At 57.6% G+C, this 15,859-nt stretch carries 13 protein-coding genes; 8 read left to right on the forward strand and 5 right to left on the reverse strand.

The features are described 5' to 3' along the window. Nucleotides 1-215: 215 nt before the first annotated feature. The 3 genes from MTR72_RS15415 to MTR72_RS15425 form a co-directional block, all read right to left on the reverse strand. Nucleotides 216-2,105, reverse strand: a complete 1,890-nt coding sequence (locus MTR72_RS15415; protein WP_341510489.1) for an alpha,alpha-trehalose-phosphate synthase (UDP-forming) — start codon at nt 2,103-2,105, stop codon at nt 216-218. A gap of 828 nt (nt 2,106-2,933) precedes the next feature. Then, nucleotides 2,934-3,233: a hypothetical protein gene (locus MTR72_RS15420; protein ID WP_341510490.1), complete on the reverse strand. Its 300-nt coding sequence runs from the start codon at nt 3,231-3,233 to the stop codon at nt 2,934-2,936. An 838-nt stretch (nt 3,234-4,071) separates the two neighbouring features. Continuing rightward, complete coding sequence (locus tag MTR72_RS15425; RefSeq protein WP_341510491.1) at nt 4,072-4,284, reverse strand: response regulator transcription factor; 213 nt, start codon at nt 4,282-4,284, stop codon at nt 4,072-4,074. 606 nt (nt 4,285-4,890) lie between these two features. Here MTR72_RS15425 and aepX point away from each other — a divergent pair. Both aepX and MTR72_RS15435 read left to right on the forward strand, forming a co-directional pair. Continuing rightward, on the forward strand, nt 4,891-5,748 hold the full coding sequence (gene aepX, locus MTR72_RS15430) for a phosphoenolpyruvate mutase (RefSeq protein ID WP_341510633.1): 858 nt from the start codon (nt 4,891-4,893) through the stop codon (nt 5,746-5,748). A 323-nt stretch (nt 5,749-6,071) separates the two neighbouring features. After that, on the forward strand, nt 6,072-6,863 hold the full coding sequence (locus MTR72_RS15435; protein WP_341510634.1) for a phosphocholine cytidylyltransferase family protein: 792 nt from the start codon (nt 6,072-6,074) through the stop codon (nt 6,861-6,863). Between the two features lie 250 nt (nt 6,864-7,113). Here the strand turns inward: MTR72_RS15435 and phnF are convergent, their stop codons facing one another. Next, entirely contained in the window at nt 7,114-7,914 is an 801-nt protein-coding gene (gene phnF, locus MTR72_RS15440) for a phosphonate metabolism transcriptional regulator PhnF (RefSeq protein WP_341510492.1), read from the reverse strand. A 27-nt stretch (nt 7,915-7,941) separates the two neighbouring features. Further along, entirely contained in the window at nt 7,942-9,432 is a 1,491-nt protein-coding gene (locus MTR72_RS15445; protein ID WP_341510493.1) for an alkaline phosphatase family protein, read from the reverse strand. Between the two features lie 245 nt (nt 9,433-9,677). Here MTR72_RS15445 and MTR72_RS15450 point away from each other — a divergent pair, with 245 nt between their 5' ends. Genes MTR72_RS15450 through MTR72_RS15475 form a run of 6 tightly spaced genes read left to right on the forward strand, consistent with a single transcriptional unit; the run spans nt 9,678 to nt 15,797 of the window. Next, complete coding sequence (locus MTR72_RS15450) at nt 9,678-11,234, forward strand: ABC transporter substrate-binding protein (protein ID WP_341510494.1); 1,557 nt, start codon at nt 9,678-9,680, stop codon at nt 11,232-11,234. Between the two features lie 56 nt (nt 11,235-11,290). After that, entirely contained in the window at nt 11,291-12,307 is a 1,017-nt protein-coding gene (locus MTR72_RS15455) for an ABC transporter ATP-binding protein (RefSeq protein WP_341510495.1), read from the forward strand. Then, entirely contained in the window at nt 12,308-13,207 is a 900-nt protein-coding gene (locus MTR72_RS15460) for an ABC transporter ATP-binding protein (protein ID WP_341510496.1), read from the forward strand. A gap of 7 nt (nt 13,208-13,214) precedes the next feature. Continuing rightward, nucleotides 13,215-14,150, forward strand: coding sequence for an ABC transporter permease (locus tag MTR72_RS15465; protein WP_341510497.1), 936 nt, complete (start codon nt 13,215-13,217; stop codon nt 14,148-14,150). Then, nucleotides 14,151-15,056, forward strand: coding sequence for an ABC transporter permease (locus tag MTR72_RS15470; RefSeq protein WP_341510498.1), 906 nt, complete (start codon nt 14,151-14,153; stop codon nt 15,054-15,056). A 9-nt stretch (nt 15,057-15,065) separates the two neighbouring features. Beyond that, entirely contained in the window at nt 15,066-15,797 is a 732-nt protein-coding gene (locus MTR72_RS15475) for a peptidase C39 family protein (RefSeq protein ID WP_341510499.1), read from the forward strand. Nucleotides 15,798-15,859: the final 62 nt, after the last annotated feature.

Below are 15,859 nucleotides of genomic sequence, written 5' to 3' on the forward strand. Positions count from 1 at the left end.
GCCGGCTGTCGCCGCCACCACTCGCATCAGCGTCGTTTACAGATGGAGCATGAGTTCACTGTATCGCCCTATTCTGGTCATGGACCACTCGCATGATGCCTGATTTCATGCGCGCTTGCGCCGCCCGCAAGAACCGCGTCAGCGCCAAAGACCTGGATCGCTCCTCTGTCCTGCTACAGAAGCCTGTCATCCGCGGTGCTATGCTTTTCGCCCGGTCAGTCCTCGCGGGCACGGCGCTCTTGTCCGCGACGACCATCGCGTGAAGCTGTCGCCGCCGGCAGATCCCAGAGTCTGTCCTGTGTATGCTTCAGTGGGGCCGCTAAAGCCTCAAAGGCCGACTCCACGTCTGCATAGGCAGCCTCCCTCAAAGCGGCATCCGCTGGATCGATCTCGTTATAGGCGGTGACGGCCTTGTTATAGTTCTGGTACAGGGGCATTTGAGCCTCGTTGCTCCAGCCGAAACCGGGAAGGAGGATATGATCAGCCGGGACCGTGACGCGGCTTTTGTCCAGCTCCCGGAGGTAGTCCGCCGACCAGTCGTGGATGGTGTAGGATTCAATCTTGTCCATCATCGATCGCCAGCGCTTGACACGCTCCTCAAGCGGCATGTTGGCCGCTTTCGAAATAGCGTCTGCGATCTCTTCGGGGTGGTTTGGATCCACCAGCAGCGCCTCGTCGTCGTTGAAGTCTTCAGCCGCACCTGCAAACTTCGATAAGACCAGAACGCCAGGATTCTCCGGGTCCTGTGCAGCAACATATTCTTTCGATACTAGATTCATCCCGTCGCGCAGCGGCGTAACCACACCGACATGTGCCGCGCGGTAAAGACGCGCCAGCGCAGCCTGGCTGAACGAGTCATTCGTGTAGTGGATTGGCCTCCAGTCGTCTGTGCCATGCTCGGCATTGACGTGGTTGGTCGCATTCTCCACGTGCTCCTTGTACTTCCGATACTGGTCGACGTCGGCGCGTGAGGGCGGCGCGATCTGCAACAGCGAGATGCTGCCCGGCTCGGCCGCTAAAAGGTGGTTGAATGCTTCGACCCGCTTGTCGATACCTTTCGTGTAGTCGAGCCGGTCTACGCCGATCGCAAACTTGGCGCCCTCGAAGTTTTGCAATAGTGACGAGACTTTTTCTTGCTCGGCGGGCGAAAGGTCTGCCGCAAGATACTCTGCGAACTGCTTGGGATCGATACCGATTGGGAATTTTTGAAGTCGCGTCTGGCCACGCTGCGTGGTCACGACACCATCCTTGCTCTCCAGCCCGAAATAGGTCCGCAGGCAGGCCAGGAAATTGTTCAAATCCCAGTTCGTCTGAAAACCGAGCAGATCGTACTCCAGCATCGACTTCATCAGTTCGCGATAGTTGGGTACGCGCTCTATCATGTCGGGCGCCGGCCATGGCGTATGCAGGAAAAAGCCGGTCGGCCGCTCGATGCCGAGGCTATGCAGATTGGCCCCGAGCGGAAGCAAATGATAATCATGCACCCAGAACGCGTCCCTATCCCTCAAGTCGAATGCCGCACGCGCCATAAACTCGTTGATCTTTCGATAGCTGTCATAATCGGAGCCCGAGCTGTCATAACCGGCTGTGGAGCCCGCCATCTGGTCGGGCAGAGAGTGCAATGCTGGCCATAGCGTCGAATTCGAAAACCCCGTATAATAGCCTGAATAGTCCGCTTCCGGCAGATCGAGCCTCGCCACATCGCCTGCACCGGTCTTCACGAGCGGCAGCGGCTGCTCGCTCCCGTCGCCGCGGTTGTCCGAGGAGCCCATCCAGACCGCACCGGAACGTTCCACGACCGGCTCGAGGCCCGCCGCAAGCCCGCCGGTCTGGGGTCTATTGGGGTCGAACGGCGCGACGCGGTTTGAAATCACAACCAGCTTCATTTCGGGCTTCTGGTTGGCCGTGTCGAGGCGGTCCTCCATGTCGGCCGAAACAACAGCATCGGAAGGGCCTGCAGCTCCTTGTGGCTCCTGCTCCAACGGCATGTCGTGCAGGTTCAGGTCAAAGGCCGCTTGGCCTAAGGTTTCATCTTGCTGGGTCGAGCCTGATGTACTGCTGAAATCCAACGTTGCGGTGTCGGGCGCCTCATGGATCCGAACCATCTCGTAACTCCCTCCGACGATGTTTGCGTTCGTTGCAGTCGCAGATCAGCCCCAAGATATCTCCACTACGCCACGATGGCAGGTCCAGCTTTCCGGAAGCTGACCAGTCGAGCAAAATGGTCGGATTGCTGCATCCAACCAGGACTTCAAGCCGGTCGTGGCGATTGAGGCGACGAGGAGTAGGCCAAGACGACGTTTGGCTTCATCGCCTTGATGAGTACATGAAGAGCGTTGTCGTCATAGGCGGCGACGCGCAATGGGCCTCGACGCTAGGACGACTCGGGCGTTGTTGCGAGGTCACCGTCCGGATCGGCACCAATAGAATGGCGACAGCGCGCATTAACGAGTCTATGTAGTAGTCAATCCTCTGGATGTCGCTGATCTTGCTCGCCAACATCCGGTCTTCCGCCGGTACGATATAGACGGCCATCATACAGCCCTTAAGCATCGACCGCATCGTCTGGCCCCAAATCAACAACGACACCCCGCAAGACGCACACGGTACTTTTCGCAGTTGTCGCGCTCGAACAGCGCACTCTCGCGGAACCCATCTCTCTTCTCAGAACTGATAGGAGAACTCCGTTCCCGTTTGAGCTATTCCTCTGGGTTGAGGAATATTTGCCGCCCAGCCAAGGCCACAGCCGATTGGCGGCCAATAGCCGCACTTTGAAGCTGCTGATGCTGGTTTCGAATGCTGCGATGTGAGTAGCACGACAAATCGACAGTCGCTTTACGATCGCGAGCCGGAGCAACGGCGGAGCGCAGTCACTTGAATGGGAATCGAGGGCCTGAATAACCATGACGCTTCGGTCAGATGACAGCTCACACTCATATAGAACAACCCATATTGGAGCGATTGTTTTTGTCGGCAGAAATCGGGCCGGCAACTGGGTTGTGCGCGAAACACGGGGCGCGTTTGGCGGGCTTTTTATCGACCGCGCTGAAGCTCTGAAATACGCTCTCCTCAAGAACGGAGGCGATCCAGAGAACATCATCGAAGCGGCGGGTGAGATCGAGTTCGAAATTCCCAGGCCGTGAACTGCAGAACACGAAGGATTGACTGCCCTTCTGCATCCGCCGACCCGTCGGAGACGGGCACTCGCAAACGATGTTCTTGAGCGTGCGCACTGCAACCTTCAATTAGGTCGCGTCACAACTTTATAAACCTGAACATTAGCCGTCGTGTTTCGCTTCGTGCGACGACCTAAGATGAGAGAAGCACGCACCATCACTATTCCATCTGGCACGCGTTTCCGCAATCATAGCGCACAATTCAACGAACTAGTCGGTTTCATCTGCATCGGACTGTTTGAGGTGGAATGCGTTTGCGCGCTTAAGGCCATCTCATTCGCACCGAGATTCAGAAATGCCCGGATCGCCGCGTCCGCCACTAACATGTCCAGCTTATCTCGAATCCGCTACATCATCAGAAGAACGCAACCTTTTGCATTTGAGCTAGCTTCGCTTGGTGAGCGCCCGCGCTTGGTTGAGCGCAGAGCGCTGGAATATGGTGCAACGTCTACCAACAGCACGCTTTTGGAAATGGGTTCACGGACTATCATTGCCGTCTTCGTGTCCGGCCCAGGCCGTCTACACCGCCTTTCCGATGACCACGACGCCAGTAGCGAAGGCGCTACGATCAACTCTTCTTAATTTGCGGACACGCATATAACCGCCGGCGTCCGCAGCAGGGAGGACGGACCGATCACCACGTTAACATAGGCAGCCGACCTGCCGTCGAGCTTTCAAGAGCGTTATGCGCCCCTGATCTAACCTCGCGTAGTGGTCCACGGCGCCCCGTGACGATCGGCGACGAAATAGAAGCACGCCCTGTTCAACGCAACAGCGCCTATGTTATGGCTCTACAGCTGCGGGCTCGTAATTCGCTTCGCATTCCGCCGGAGCAACCCACAGTCGCCCCCTACATTTCGCTAGATCTGTATGAGCGGCAACGGAACCGCGGCCGTTACTCAATAAGACGCAGACGCCGTGCCTTGACGACGCACTGCGTGCGGCTGGTCGTTTCCAGCTTTCGCATCGCATTCTTGACATGAAAGTTGACGGTGTTCACGCTCACTTTCAGGATGACTCCGATCGCCCAGGATGACTTCCCTTCCTCGACCCATCGCAAACACTGTCTTTCCCGTTCCGACAGCACAACCTCTTTCTCATCCGCCATGAATTTCTCCTGGACTCGAGAGAACAGGAGAGGCATCAGCAAATGCCATGCCACTCAGTGGCGCCACCAAACATCAGCGAGGCAGGACAAATACTTCGGCGATTGCCGCGACATTCGCGCGAGTCCGCCATCCCACTGCAGCCCTGTCGAGGAGCTTGCGACATATGTCGCAAACTCGACAGCAGCATTACGACAATCGTGGCTGTCGATGTTTGTGTCCAACTCTATGTGAGCCGGATATCACCTTTCACTAAGCACTCCTCCCCGCCAAGGAGTGGGGAATTCTTCCTGGGGCCGTAGCACCAGGCTCGCGAACCCAGGCCATTCATTTGCATCCAAAGCCCTTCTTCCAGCCTTTAGGGCACGACCCCAATCAACCCGTAGCGAAAGCTTTGCGTTCGGCGCCAATCCTACGGCGATCATGCAAGTCTGCGCGTCTAAATAAACTACCAATGCTGGTCATTGATCGGCGTCACGTCAAAAAGATATGAACAGTGATGTTGGCGCCAATCGAGGATCGGCTTCCAGGATTTGGGCATGCAGTATCAACCACAAGCCGTTCGGCCTACGGCAGGTCGTCAATGCGCACAGCCGTCGCCTGCCGAAATGCTTCGCGCCCAGGTCTGCTCGAATGATGAGCTCTCGTTTCTGATGGAAGCGCATGATGGCCTGTCCGCCACAATCGCCCAGCGCTCAGGATTCAAGGGGCTCTGGGCGTCTGGCTTGTCGATCGCTAGCTCGCTCGGCTATCGCGACGCCAATGAGGCTTCATGGACCCAGCTCGTCCAGAGCGTGGAGCGCATAGTGGACTCAACCGAGCTACCTGTGCTCGTTGACGGTGACGGGGGCTTCGGCAATTTCAACAATGCTCGCCTCCTCGCACGCAAACTTCATCAGGCTGGCGCGGCGGGCGTCTCGCTTGAGGACAGCTGCTTCCCGAAACTGAACTCGCTCATTGGTGAGCGGCATCCGCTCGCCGGTATCGATGAATTCTCCGGTCGTCTGCGGGCTGTAAAGGATGCAGTCGCCGAAAATCTTGTTCTCGTGGCCAGGATCGAAGCGCTGATCGCCGGGCACGGATTGAACGAAGCTATCTTGCGTGCTCACGCTTATGCCGACGCCGGAGCCGATGCAATCTTGATTCACTCGCGAAAGAGCACCGCGGACGAGATGCTTTCGTTCGTCACCGAGTGGCGGAACCGGCTCCCTGTCGTGATTGTTCCGACGACGTACTTTCGAACGCCAGTCTCTGCCTATCGCGATGCGCGCATCTCCACAGTCGTCTGGGCCAATCACTCCATGCGAGCTGCGGCAGCTGCAATGCGGCGCATCTGCGATAGCATCGCAGCTCAAGAGAGCGTTGCGAGCATTGAATCTCATATCGCACCGCTTAGCGAGATCTTCGAGCTCCTGAGGTATGACGAACTCGCCGTGGCCGAAAAGCAATATCTGCAGCCCAGCTAGTCCATGTCCGCAGGGTTGGCACCTAACGTTTCCTTTCTTCAAAACCCGCCCAATGCGCCCCTGGCCTCTCGTCCGTCTCGCTCCAGTGTCACCCAGCAAGCGCGCGACCTAACATTCTGGACAGCTCTGGACATGGCTAAACATCTGTCCCTGCCTCTTAAGGAAGCTCACATAGCGGCTGATGCAGGTGTATGCGTTGATGACAATTCACACATACCCGCTTCAATATCTGGGGTGGTCGGACAAGTCTGCGGCACGTAACACTGAACAGAGGCGTTCACGATGCTTGCGGAGCGACACTCGAGATGAAGAAGGCGAATGAAATGCCTCTGAATGCTCCCAAGCATGCTCTCATTCTCGCCGCTGGAGTGGGCTCTCGACTGCGGCCGCTAACGGATCTAAACCCGAAACCTCTAGTCCAAATCCATGGCACTCCCATCCTGCACAACGCGCTACATAACCTTGGGCGTGTCGGCGTGGAACAGGTGATGATTGTTGTCGGCTATCGCAAAGAGGCGATCCAAGACGCCTGCGGCAGCCGCTTTGGCGGTGTTGCAATCAAATACGTCGAATCCCCTGTTTACGACCGTACTGGGAGCGCCTATTCGCTCTGGCTGGCGCGTGACGCGCTCGTTTCCGGGGACCACTTCCTTCTTGAGGGCGACGTCTTCTTCGAGGAAAATGTATTGCGGCAGCTGCTCATCAGTAAAGAGCCAGACGCGGCTGCAGTCGCTCCCTTCGATGAGCTGATGCAGGGATCAGCGGTCCTGTTGTCCGATCTTGGCTTCATTTCAGAATTTCGTTTGAAACAAACAGCGAGAAATCTCGCCGCGGATGGCCCGCCTCTTTACAAGACGATGAATCTGTTACGGCTGTCCGCGTCTACTCTGCGGACAGAGGTCGTTCCGGCCCTAGACGATATGATCAAGGTCGGAGCTACCCAGGCCTACACTGAGGAGCTTCTTTCCTATCTCGTGGAAACACAAGGCCTGCAGCTTGCTGCCGTGAGATGCGATGATCTCAGGTGGTACGAAATCGATGATGCGGAAGATCTGCGCACCGCCGAGCGCATCTTCGCAAGAGCCGATACGTCTGATCCAACCGCCTCGGGGTGAGGTTCACGACGATCACGGAAGGTTTGACGCTGCGCCTCCTCACAACTGCGCGGCTGCCTCTGACACCGGCCGCGTAACGATGCCAAGACCCACAAGCTTGATGGGGGCCGCAACCAACGCGGCCGCCTATTGCCTCAGGAAAACGCGAGCGGCTCGTCCCGGCATGAAGCGTAAAACCCCCCACAAGCGATGGCGGTAACGAAATAGTTATTCGCTCCTAGCCGCTTTGATCGCAGGAATGGCACGGCACCTAGACCTTCAAAGAGGCAGATAATTTCGATTTGCTCGCTTGCGCTTTTCCGGATCGAGGCTTTCCGGCAAGCGACTGCTCCGCGGAACTCATCTCTTTGAAGTCGAATCTGAAGCTGATTCTCGGTGCGCAAAGTACATTCTCGCCAAATTTGATCGGAATACGGCAGGAGCAATCAAGGCTCTCTTTGACGAAGACCGGCGCTGAAGTCGACATTTCAAGCAGGCGCGCCTCCTGCGCAGAGGGCAGACGCGCACTTATCGTCACCCATTGCTGCGAGTAGTCTTCAATTCCAATGCGCCTGAGAGCTGTCGAGATCGAGTTGGCGCCCGAGAATTTGTCCAGCAGTCCGGGAGTGCGTTTCGCCGGAAAGTAGCTATGCGCAATGACGATTGGGATCTCGTCCTGATAACTCAGCGTGTCGATGCGCAGCACGTCGTCACGCGCCTGCAAATCGAGGTAGCCGGCGAGCCGCTCGTCTGCCTTTACCGTTGCGGCAGACAGGATCTTACGACGCGCCAAGCGGCCTTGCGAGATGAGATTATCGGTCAGCCGGGTTTGAGGGGAGAGCAGATAGGGTGTTGGATGTTCGACAACGAAAGTGCCTCTCCCCTGCTCGACGCGGAGCAGTCCCTCCTGCTCGAGTGCCCGAATGGCGTATCTTACGGTGTGCCGGTTGACACCATATTCGAGAGCAAGCTCTACGTCGTTCGGAAGTTTTTCGCCTGGCCGAAATCGGCTCGAGGCAATGGCTTCTTCGATGTTCGACCGAACAAACTCCCAGCGCTTTCCTTGATACATAGGTCAAATGATCCGTGATTCAGGCTTTCAATTGCGCGGATTAGCGCCAGGTTTATCATTCTTAACCTGCGCCAGCCGTGTTACGGCTGCTCCCCTCAGATAAAGACGTTGTCGGTAAAGCTCCCGGAAGACAGTTGACCGGCGCACTGAAGAGGCAATTGAGACGCTCGCATCTTTGACATCATACTGGCCTGAGTCCTCGCGATCTTGCAAAGCTTCATCGATGATACGGCCGTGCACCGTCGACGGTAGCGGCAGCCTCAGGCTGGAGAGGATCGTCGGCACCAGATCAACGATGCTGGTTGGGGCAGCAACAACTCCGCTTCTAAAGGCATTGCCAGCAAGGATGCATAATGAAGACAGCTCGTGCGCCGAAAGCCCTCCGTGCATACCAACGCCGATTGGATAGGTCCCATCGTAGTACACGGCGTCGGGCGAACCGCTCCGATTAGCCGCGCCGCAATCGGCGAGAACAAACGACAGGTCTGCACTTCGTTCGTGTTCGGCCATGACAGCCGAAAGCGCAAGGGTGCTCGCGATAAGTGGAGAGCCATCGGGAGCCTGACGTGAGAAAGCAACGCCAAACCATGGCTCCTCGCACATGGCGTGATACAGCTCTGTCAGAAGATGACCCTCTCTGTCCCGGGCCCAAATGTTGACAACGCGTTGAGCGGTTATTGCGGCGTCTACGTCGGGCGTGAGTTCGTATCCGACCTTGAAACCCGACCGCTGCAGGTGTTTCAATACGGAGACCTTTTCTCCAATGATGGCGTGTCCGTGATCGGATGCAGCGATAAGCTGTACTCCTTCCCGCTCTCCTTTCTCGCTCCACCAAGCGAAAATACGCCCAAACTGGCGATCGACCTCGTGGAGCACCTCACGCGCTCTGGGATGCTGAAGTCCGAACATGTGATATGTAATGTCCGGCTCGGAAAGCCAGAGCAGGCTGACCTCCGGAAGTGCTTCTTTCTTCAGGAACGAGAAGAATAGATCGACGACGCGTTCAATGGTCGCACGCGCCGGTCGCTCGTCGGGAGGGAGCATCGGAAACGACGGCGGAATCCGGCGAACGGCAGCGTTGCCACCGAACATTGACGGGTCATGGACCCAGAACGCCGGCGCCCCCGCCTGCCAACTCCCCCAGCTGGAAAGTCCAAAAGAGCCCTGTGACTGAGATCCGATCGACAACATCGCGCTTCCATGAGCCGCCAAGACTTCGCCGATCGTCGTGGCGGTGAGGACGCCACCGGTTTCGCTGCCGAGTGTCAGGAGCGTCGAGAGCGAAGATCCGTCGATCGACCGACCGTTCGCCACAAAGCGGTTGCCGATGATTCCATGCGCCGAACTATGTCCGCCCGTGGCCATCGCGGCCGATGAAACCCGCGTCTCACTGGGAAAAGATGAGGTATGGCGGGCAAGTCGAAGGCCGATTTTGGACAGCTCGGCGAGATTCGGCGTAACTGCTTCGTGTAGCTGGTCAGGACGAAGACCATCCAGCATGACAATTACGAATTTCATTCGGCCACCTTCCAGCTCCGATTCCCGAATCTCAACCTACGGGAGTGGAAGCCCCCTTGTCCAGCTACCTAGGCACCTAGGCCTGTCATGATGGTGTCACATGGTGTGAATTATATCTCGCACTAATCGAACCGCTTCTCAGAAAACCATTGTCCGAGTCCGCCCGGCCCGAGCGTGAGCACGCGAAGCTGCATGGTTCAGAAGCTCGGCACTCAATGGTTTGTGCAACTAAGAAGAGATGTGTGATGAAGACCTGTGATCGACGCGCGGTTCTCAAATTGGTCGGTGGGCTGAGCTTGCTTCGATCGACCTCTGTCTTTGCCCAAGACGCTGGCCGGACGGCACTGCGGATCGCCATGCAGGATCTGCGCGTCGAGCTCGATCCGCTCCATCCCCGTGCTACGGCGCTCGTGAGCTTCCGGGTGCTCGAGAGCATTTACGACAAGCTCTTTGCGATCGACTATCAACGGGACGGGCAGATTCGGCCGATGTTGGCTGAAAGCATCGAGGCTCTCGACAGCACCACATATCGCGTGTCTCTGCGGAAAGGGGTTCAATTCCACGATGGTGAAGAGTTAACGGCAGAGGACGTCGCATTTACGTTCGGCGCGGAGCGTATGCTCGCAAAGGATAGTCCGGGTTATGGCGTTGGCCAGATCAGCTTTCCCTCGATGAGCGGGGTGCGGGCAACCGGTCGACATACTGTCGAGTTTAGCACCAAGGCGCCCGATCCGGTCTTTGTCAAACGCCTGACCTCCTATGGAGCTGGCATCGTCTCGAAATCGGCCTATCTGAAGGCGGCGACATTCGATCAATGGGCCAGGGCTCCCATAGCAGCGGGACCTTACAGGGTCGTTGAGGCCCTCGAAAACCGCTACATACGCCTCGATGCGCACGAGGGGTACTGGGGTGGAAGGCCGCCGCTGAAGGGGATCGAGTTTCGGATGGTGCGGGAGCCGGCGGCACGCGTCGCCGGCCTTCGCGCTGGCGACTTCGATATCATCACAACCGTAGCGCCAGATCAGTTCGATATCCTCGCCGCGGACAACCGATTGGACGTGGTTGGAGGCGACACGATGTCCTTCCGCACGCTGGTCTACGATTCGACCACCAATGAGGTGCTGCGGGATCCGCGCATCAGGCGCGCCATGAATCTGGCGATCGACAGGCAGACCATTGTCAATAGTATTTGGCGCAAGCGCATCAGTGTGCCGCCTTCCCATCAACACCCTGCTTACGGCGCTCTCTATAATCCTGACCGGCCAATCCCACGGTACAATCCGCAAGAGGCGAAGCGCCTTCTTGCCGAAGCCGGTTATAACGGGGCAGCAATTCCTTTCAAAACGGTCGGCAACTACTACACGGCCGAGCTTATCGAAACTCAAGCGATCGCGGCAATGTGGCGGGCTGTCGGCCTGAACGTCGATATCCAGATGAAAGAGAATTGGTCCCAAGTCGAAGACCGTCTGGGCCGAGCTGTGAACAACTCGTCCGATGGGACATACTACCCTGATCCCACCGCATCGTTCGTCTCCCGCTGGGGGTCTCAGAGCAATTTTCAGAGGGGTGGGTATTGGCGGAACGACCGATTCAATGTGCTGGAGACAACTTTGCTGACGGCGCAAGACCCGGCCCAAAGGCGAGCCGCCTATCAAGAGATGCTCGACATATTCGACGAGATTGATCCCCCAGGAACGGTGCTCCATTCGCTCGGCGAGTTTTTCGGAAAGCGCGCCAACATCAAGTGGGCACCGACGCCAACCGGTTTGATGGATTTTCGGCCAGGCGCAATCAACGTCTAGCCGAGAACGCCTTGGGCAAGACGCAGAAGACTACTGTCTGCTCGGAAGGTGGAATCATGGACCAAACCAGTTCGCATGCACTTGAAGCACCTTTTGTCCAAACTTTTGAGCAAGGGAATGCCGGGCGCCCAGCCATGGCGGCTGGCAAGCCGCCGCTCCTGAGCATTACTGGATTGACGGTTGTTCTTGCAGACCGACCCGAGACCCGCCTCCTGGACGCCATTCAGCTCGAGCTGCGGAAGGGTGAGTTTTTCGCGCTTGTCGGCGAAAGCGGCAGCGGAAAGAGCGTCCTATGTTCGACCATCATGGGAGTAGCAAGTTCCGAGCTGAGATGTCTCGGCGATATTCATATCGAAGGCAGACCTCATTCTGATGTCGATCGGCGCCGGCGCGCAATGATCTACCAACAACCAAGCCTATACCTTAACCCCGTTCGGAACATTGGATTCCAGCTTCGCGAGACTGTCCAGATGATCGGCGGCTTGAGCAAGAAAGAGGCCAGCGAAAGGGCTGCAGATCTACTCCGCGATGTGGGGATCAATGACCCCAATGAGACGATGAGAAAATACCCGCACGAGATGTCCGGCGGAATGAATCAGCGCGTCATGATTGCAATGGCGCTCGCGATGAAGCCGAAGCTTCTGATCGCAGACGAGCCGACCTCGGCTCTCGACGTCACCACGCAAAAGCAGATTCTTGACTTGCTCGAGAGGCTGCGCTCAGACATGGCAATCCTCTTTGTGACCCATGACCTAGGCATTGCCCTGCAGCGGTCGGATCGTATCGGCGTTCTCTACGCCGGCCAGTTGGTCGAAATCGGGCGCGCCGATCTCGTCGCACGAACTCCCCTGCACCCCTATACGCGGGCGCTATTCTCCGCTGTCCCCCCACTCTCGGGGCATCCCCGGCGTCTGCACAGCCCTGCAGGCAGCCTCCCTGAACCTACTCAGCGCCAGGCCGGCTGCAATTTCGCATCTCGGTGCTCCGGAGGGTTGGACATTTGCCGGCACACAAGGCCCACCTTGCAGGGCATTTCACAACAAGTGGTGGCATGCCACAACTTGGAGGCATGAATGGCATTACCGATCGAGCCTCCTCACGTTCATACAGCGCGCGCCCCCTCCGAACCCATTCTCGAGCTGCGCAATGTCGACTTTTGCTACCCGGCTGCTCGGCGCTCCGCTGCGGAGGTCCTTGGCGGCTCGAGGCTGCATAAGATCAACATGATCGTCCGTCGCGGCAAGGCCCATGGGCTGATCGGAGAGTCCGGCAGCGGCAAAAGCACCATCGCCAAGCTTCTGCTTGGGCTGACAGCGCCACAATCGGGTCAGATCTTTTTTGACGGCGAGCAGCTGAGGCCGGATCGATTGGCTGCGTTCCGCCTCCGTGTCCAACCTGTCTTTCAGAGCCCTCTCGACGCACTGGACCCAATTACCCCGATCGGCAAACAAATCATCGCGCCTCTGCTCGTGAACTTCAAAATGAAGTCTTCCGATTGTCAGGCTCGGCTCGCTGCAGCAATTTCGGCCGTCGGCCTATCGGGCGAGATCCTTGGCAAATTGCCGCATCAGATAAGCGGCGGACAGGCCCAGCGGGTCAATATAGCGCGGGCGCTTATTGTCGATCCCGAGGTTCTGATTTGTGACGAGCCCGTCTCGGCGCTCGACATGACCGTTCAAGCTCAGATCCTGAACCTTCTGTCGGATCTGCGTGAGAGCCGGGGCCTGTCCCTCTTGTTCATCAGTCATGATATCAGATCCGTGGCCTATCTCTGCTCAGAGATCACTGTCCTGAAGCGCGGAAGCATCGTTGAGAGCGGTTCACGCGATAAGGTGCTGCTCGACCCAAAGACGGATTACATGAAGTCCCTACTCGAGGCGGTACCCAATTCTGGGCTCGGCCTTGAAACGGCATCACCTTCAAAGCCTTGTTCGCAGCCAGCAGGGCGTCGCGACTTGCCGGCGGAGGGGTGATAGCCGCATGAGGCGCAACACGCAGAAGATTTTTGCGAGCAAAATTGCTCGCGCATTGGTCACGCTCGTTTTGATGGTAACAAGCGTATTCGTTCTTATGCGCTGCGCGGGCGATCCGGTCACCGTCTTACTCGGGCCGGACGCGACGGCGGACATGCGGGCCGCATACTCCGGCGAATTGGGGCTCGACCGCCCGATCCTAGCACAGTACCTAGCCTATCTTCATAACATCGTCCGAGGAAGCTTAGGCGTCTCTTACATCTATCGACAGGATGCACTGGGTGTCGTCCTCAGCCACCTTCCACTGACGCTGATCCTCACCTGCTCTGCTCTTACCTTGGCGGCGATCACGGGCGTTGCGGGAGGAATAGCTGCCGCGGTGTTTCCGTCGAGCTTCATAGGCCGTGCGTGCACGATCGGAACCGTCGTGGGACTGTGCGTTCCCAGCTTCTTCCTGGCGATCGTCCTGATGCTGGTGTTCTCAATCCAGCTCAACTGGCTGCCAACTGGTGGTGCTGAGAGCTGGCGGAGCCTGGTTTTGCCGGCAATAACCATGGCGGCCGCAAGCTCCGCCATGCTTGCCCGCTACACCCGCGTGGCCGTTCGGGAATCGCTGGACAGCCGGTATGTGCTGGCTGCGTTTGTGCGCGGCATTCCGTTCTGGCGGATATTGATCCACCACGTACTGCCCAATGCGGCGGTGCCGATCCTGACCATACTTGGCCTGCTCATCGGCGGAGCGGTAACCGGCTCGACTGTGGTCGAGACGGTCTTCTCATGGCCGGGTATTGGAAATCTCTTCGTCACATCCGTCGGAAACAGGGATGTTCCAGTGGTGCAGGCCATTGTCCTGCTTTCTGGCACTGCGATGATCATCACCAACCTGGCCGTCGATCTCGGTTACGCCTGGCTCGATCCGCGCTCGAAATCCTCGGAGACTTAGATGAGCACCGCCTGGGCGCATGAATGGACCCGGAATATCTTTCGTTCTTCGAAAGACCGCCGCGAGGTGCGTAAGCCATCCCAAATTGGACTCTACGTTGCCGCGATATGGATTGTCGGATGTCTGTTGATTGCCGCACTCGCCCAGGTGATCTCCCCCTATCATCCGGCACAGATCTCCTTGGATGCACGGCTTTCGCCACCACTGTTCTTCGGCGGCACGCTGGAACATTTGTTGGGCACCGACGAGCTCGGGCGGGACGTGCTGGCTCGCTTGATATATTCGATCCAGATCAGCATGCTCGTTGCGGTGAGCGGGACCTTCATCAGTACTCTGCTGGGCGTTTCGCTGGGTTTCCTCGCTGCCGAGCTAGGCGGGCTGATCGATGAGGGGGTCATGGCACTTGTCGATATGCAGGCTGCCGTGCCGTTCATGATGACCGCACTTCTTGTCATAACGATATTCGGCAATTCGCTGGCACTCTTTGTGTGTCTTGTGGGCTTGCACGGTTGGGAGCGCCACGCCCGCATAGCGAGGGGCCTTGCTTTGACAGCCCGCAATCGGCTCCATGTAACGGCGGCGCGGACCTACAACGCTTCGCGGGTCCATATCTACGCAAGGCATATTCTCCCAGCCTGTGCACCGGCCATCGTCGTCGGCATGACCCTTGGGCTCACCGAGACGGTTCTCCTGGAAAGCACCCTGAGCTTTCTGGGACTGGGGATACAACCGCCGATGTCGAGCTTGGGCAATATGGTGGGATTCGGCAGAGACTATTTGATGACCGCATGGTGGATTGCCCTCGCGCCGGGTCTCGTCATCGCGGCGACAGCGATTGCTCTCATGACAATCAGCGAGGCGCTGCGCCAGACGGGACCTCGCTCAGCTTCTTTCACGTCCATCTGAGATGACGTCATGTCGCGTCCCGACCTCGAAAGCTCAACAAATCAAATGGTCAGGAACGTTCCTCTGTATCGGCAAAAGAGGAAGTTCACCTGTGGACCATCTTCCCTGATGATGGTCATGTCCGCTCTCGACGAGCGATATCAGCCGAATGAAACAGCTGAACTCGAGATCTGGCGAGAGGCAACGACCATTCACGGCGGCTGCGGACCGGTTGGTCTGGCTTTGGCCCTCAAACGGCGCGGCTTCGCAGCGCTTGTTGCCGTGAGCCATGATGGGCTTTTTCTTCAATCTCGCGCTTCACAAGGCGGCGAGATGGAGGTCATGCAGATTCTCCAGGAGCGAGATCTCGCCGAAGCATACCAGCGCGACATCCCCGTCCATCTTGGCACCTACAGCCTGGATGACCTCTCGAACTGGATGGCGGTGGGCTGGTATCCCATCGTGATGATCAGCATTGAGTTCGAAGCTAAGACGATCACTCATTGGGTGGTGGTGACCGGAACCGACGCCGATTACGTATTTTTCAATGATCCTCTCAAAGATCCCGCCGAGGAAGATGCTGCCACGCGTGTTGATCACGCGGGCTTTGCCAAAATGACCGAGTTCGGTCCCAGCCGGGAAAAGGCGGTCATTCTCGCGGGCCTTCCAAAAATGGCGAATGTCGCGCTTCCGCTGCCCAGGATTTATGCTAGCCATGAACCTCGGCCTGCCCCGCCGATCGTTTCTGGTCCCGAACGCTGATGCATTTGATAGCCGCCAAGAGCCCAACCTATAGACACGATTAGTCTCGATGCCATCGAGCG

Source organism: Bradyrhizobium sp. ISRA442 (assembly GCF_038085055.1).
GTDB lineage: Bacteria > Pseudomonadota > Alphaproteobacteria > Rhizobiales > Xanthobacteraceae > Bradyrhizobium.

Excerpts from the sequence above, each read along its gene's own strand:
- MTR72_RS15415 (WP_341510489.1), bottom strand. The coding sequence starts at position 2,105 with ATGGTTCGGATCCATGAGGCGCCCGACACCGCAACGTTGGATTTCAGC.
- MTR72_RS15425 (WP_341510491.1), bottom strand. The coding sequence starts at position 4,284 with ATGGCGGATGAGAAAGAGGTTGTGCTGTCGGAACGGGAAAGACAGTGT.
- aepX (WP_341510633.1), top strand. The coding sequence starts at position 4,891 with ATGCTTCGCGCCCAGGTCTGCTCGAATGATGAGCTCTCGTTTCTGATG.
- MTR72_RS15435 (WP_341510634.1), top strand. The coding sequence starts at position 6,072 with ATGCCTCTGAATGCTCCCAAGCATGCTCTCATTCTCGCCGCTGGAGTG.
- phnF (WP_341510492.1), bottom strand. The coding sequence starts at position 7,914 with ATGTATCAAGGAAAGCGCTGGGAGTTTGTTCGGTCGAACATCGAAGAA.
- MTR72_RS15445 (WP_341510493.1), bottom strand. The coding sequence starts at position 9,432 with ATGAAATTCGTAATTGTCATGCTGGATGGTCTTCGTCCTGACCAGCTA.
- MTR72_RS15450 (WP_341510494.1), top strand. The coding sequence starts at position 9,678 with ATGAAGACCTGTGATCGACGCGCGGTTCTCAAATTGGTCGGTGGGCTG.
- MTR72_RS15455 (WP_341510495.1), top strand. The coding sequence starts at position 11,291 with ATGGACCAAACCAGTTCGCATGCACTTGAAGCACCTTTTGTCCAAACT.
- MTR72_RS15460 (WP_341510496.1), top strand. The coding sequence starts at position 12,308 with ATGGCATTACCGATCGAGCCTCCTCACGTTCATACAGCGCGCGCCCCC.
- MTR72_RS15465 (WP_341510497.1), top strand. The coding sequence starts at position 13,215 with ATGAGGCGCAACACGCAGAAGATTTTTGCGAGCAAAATTGCTCGCGCA.
- MTR72_RS15470 (WP_341510498.1), top strand. The coding sequence starts at position 14,151 with ATGAGCACCGCCTGGGCGCATGAATGGACCCGGAATATCTTTCGTTCT.
- MTR72_RS15475 (WP_341510499.1), top strand. The coding sequence starts at position 15,066 with ATGTCGCGTCCCGACCTCGAAAGCTCAACAAATCAAATGGTCAGGAAC.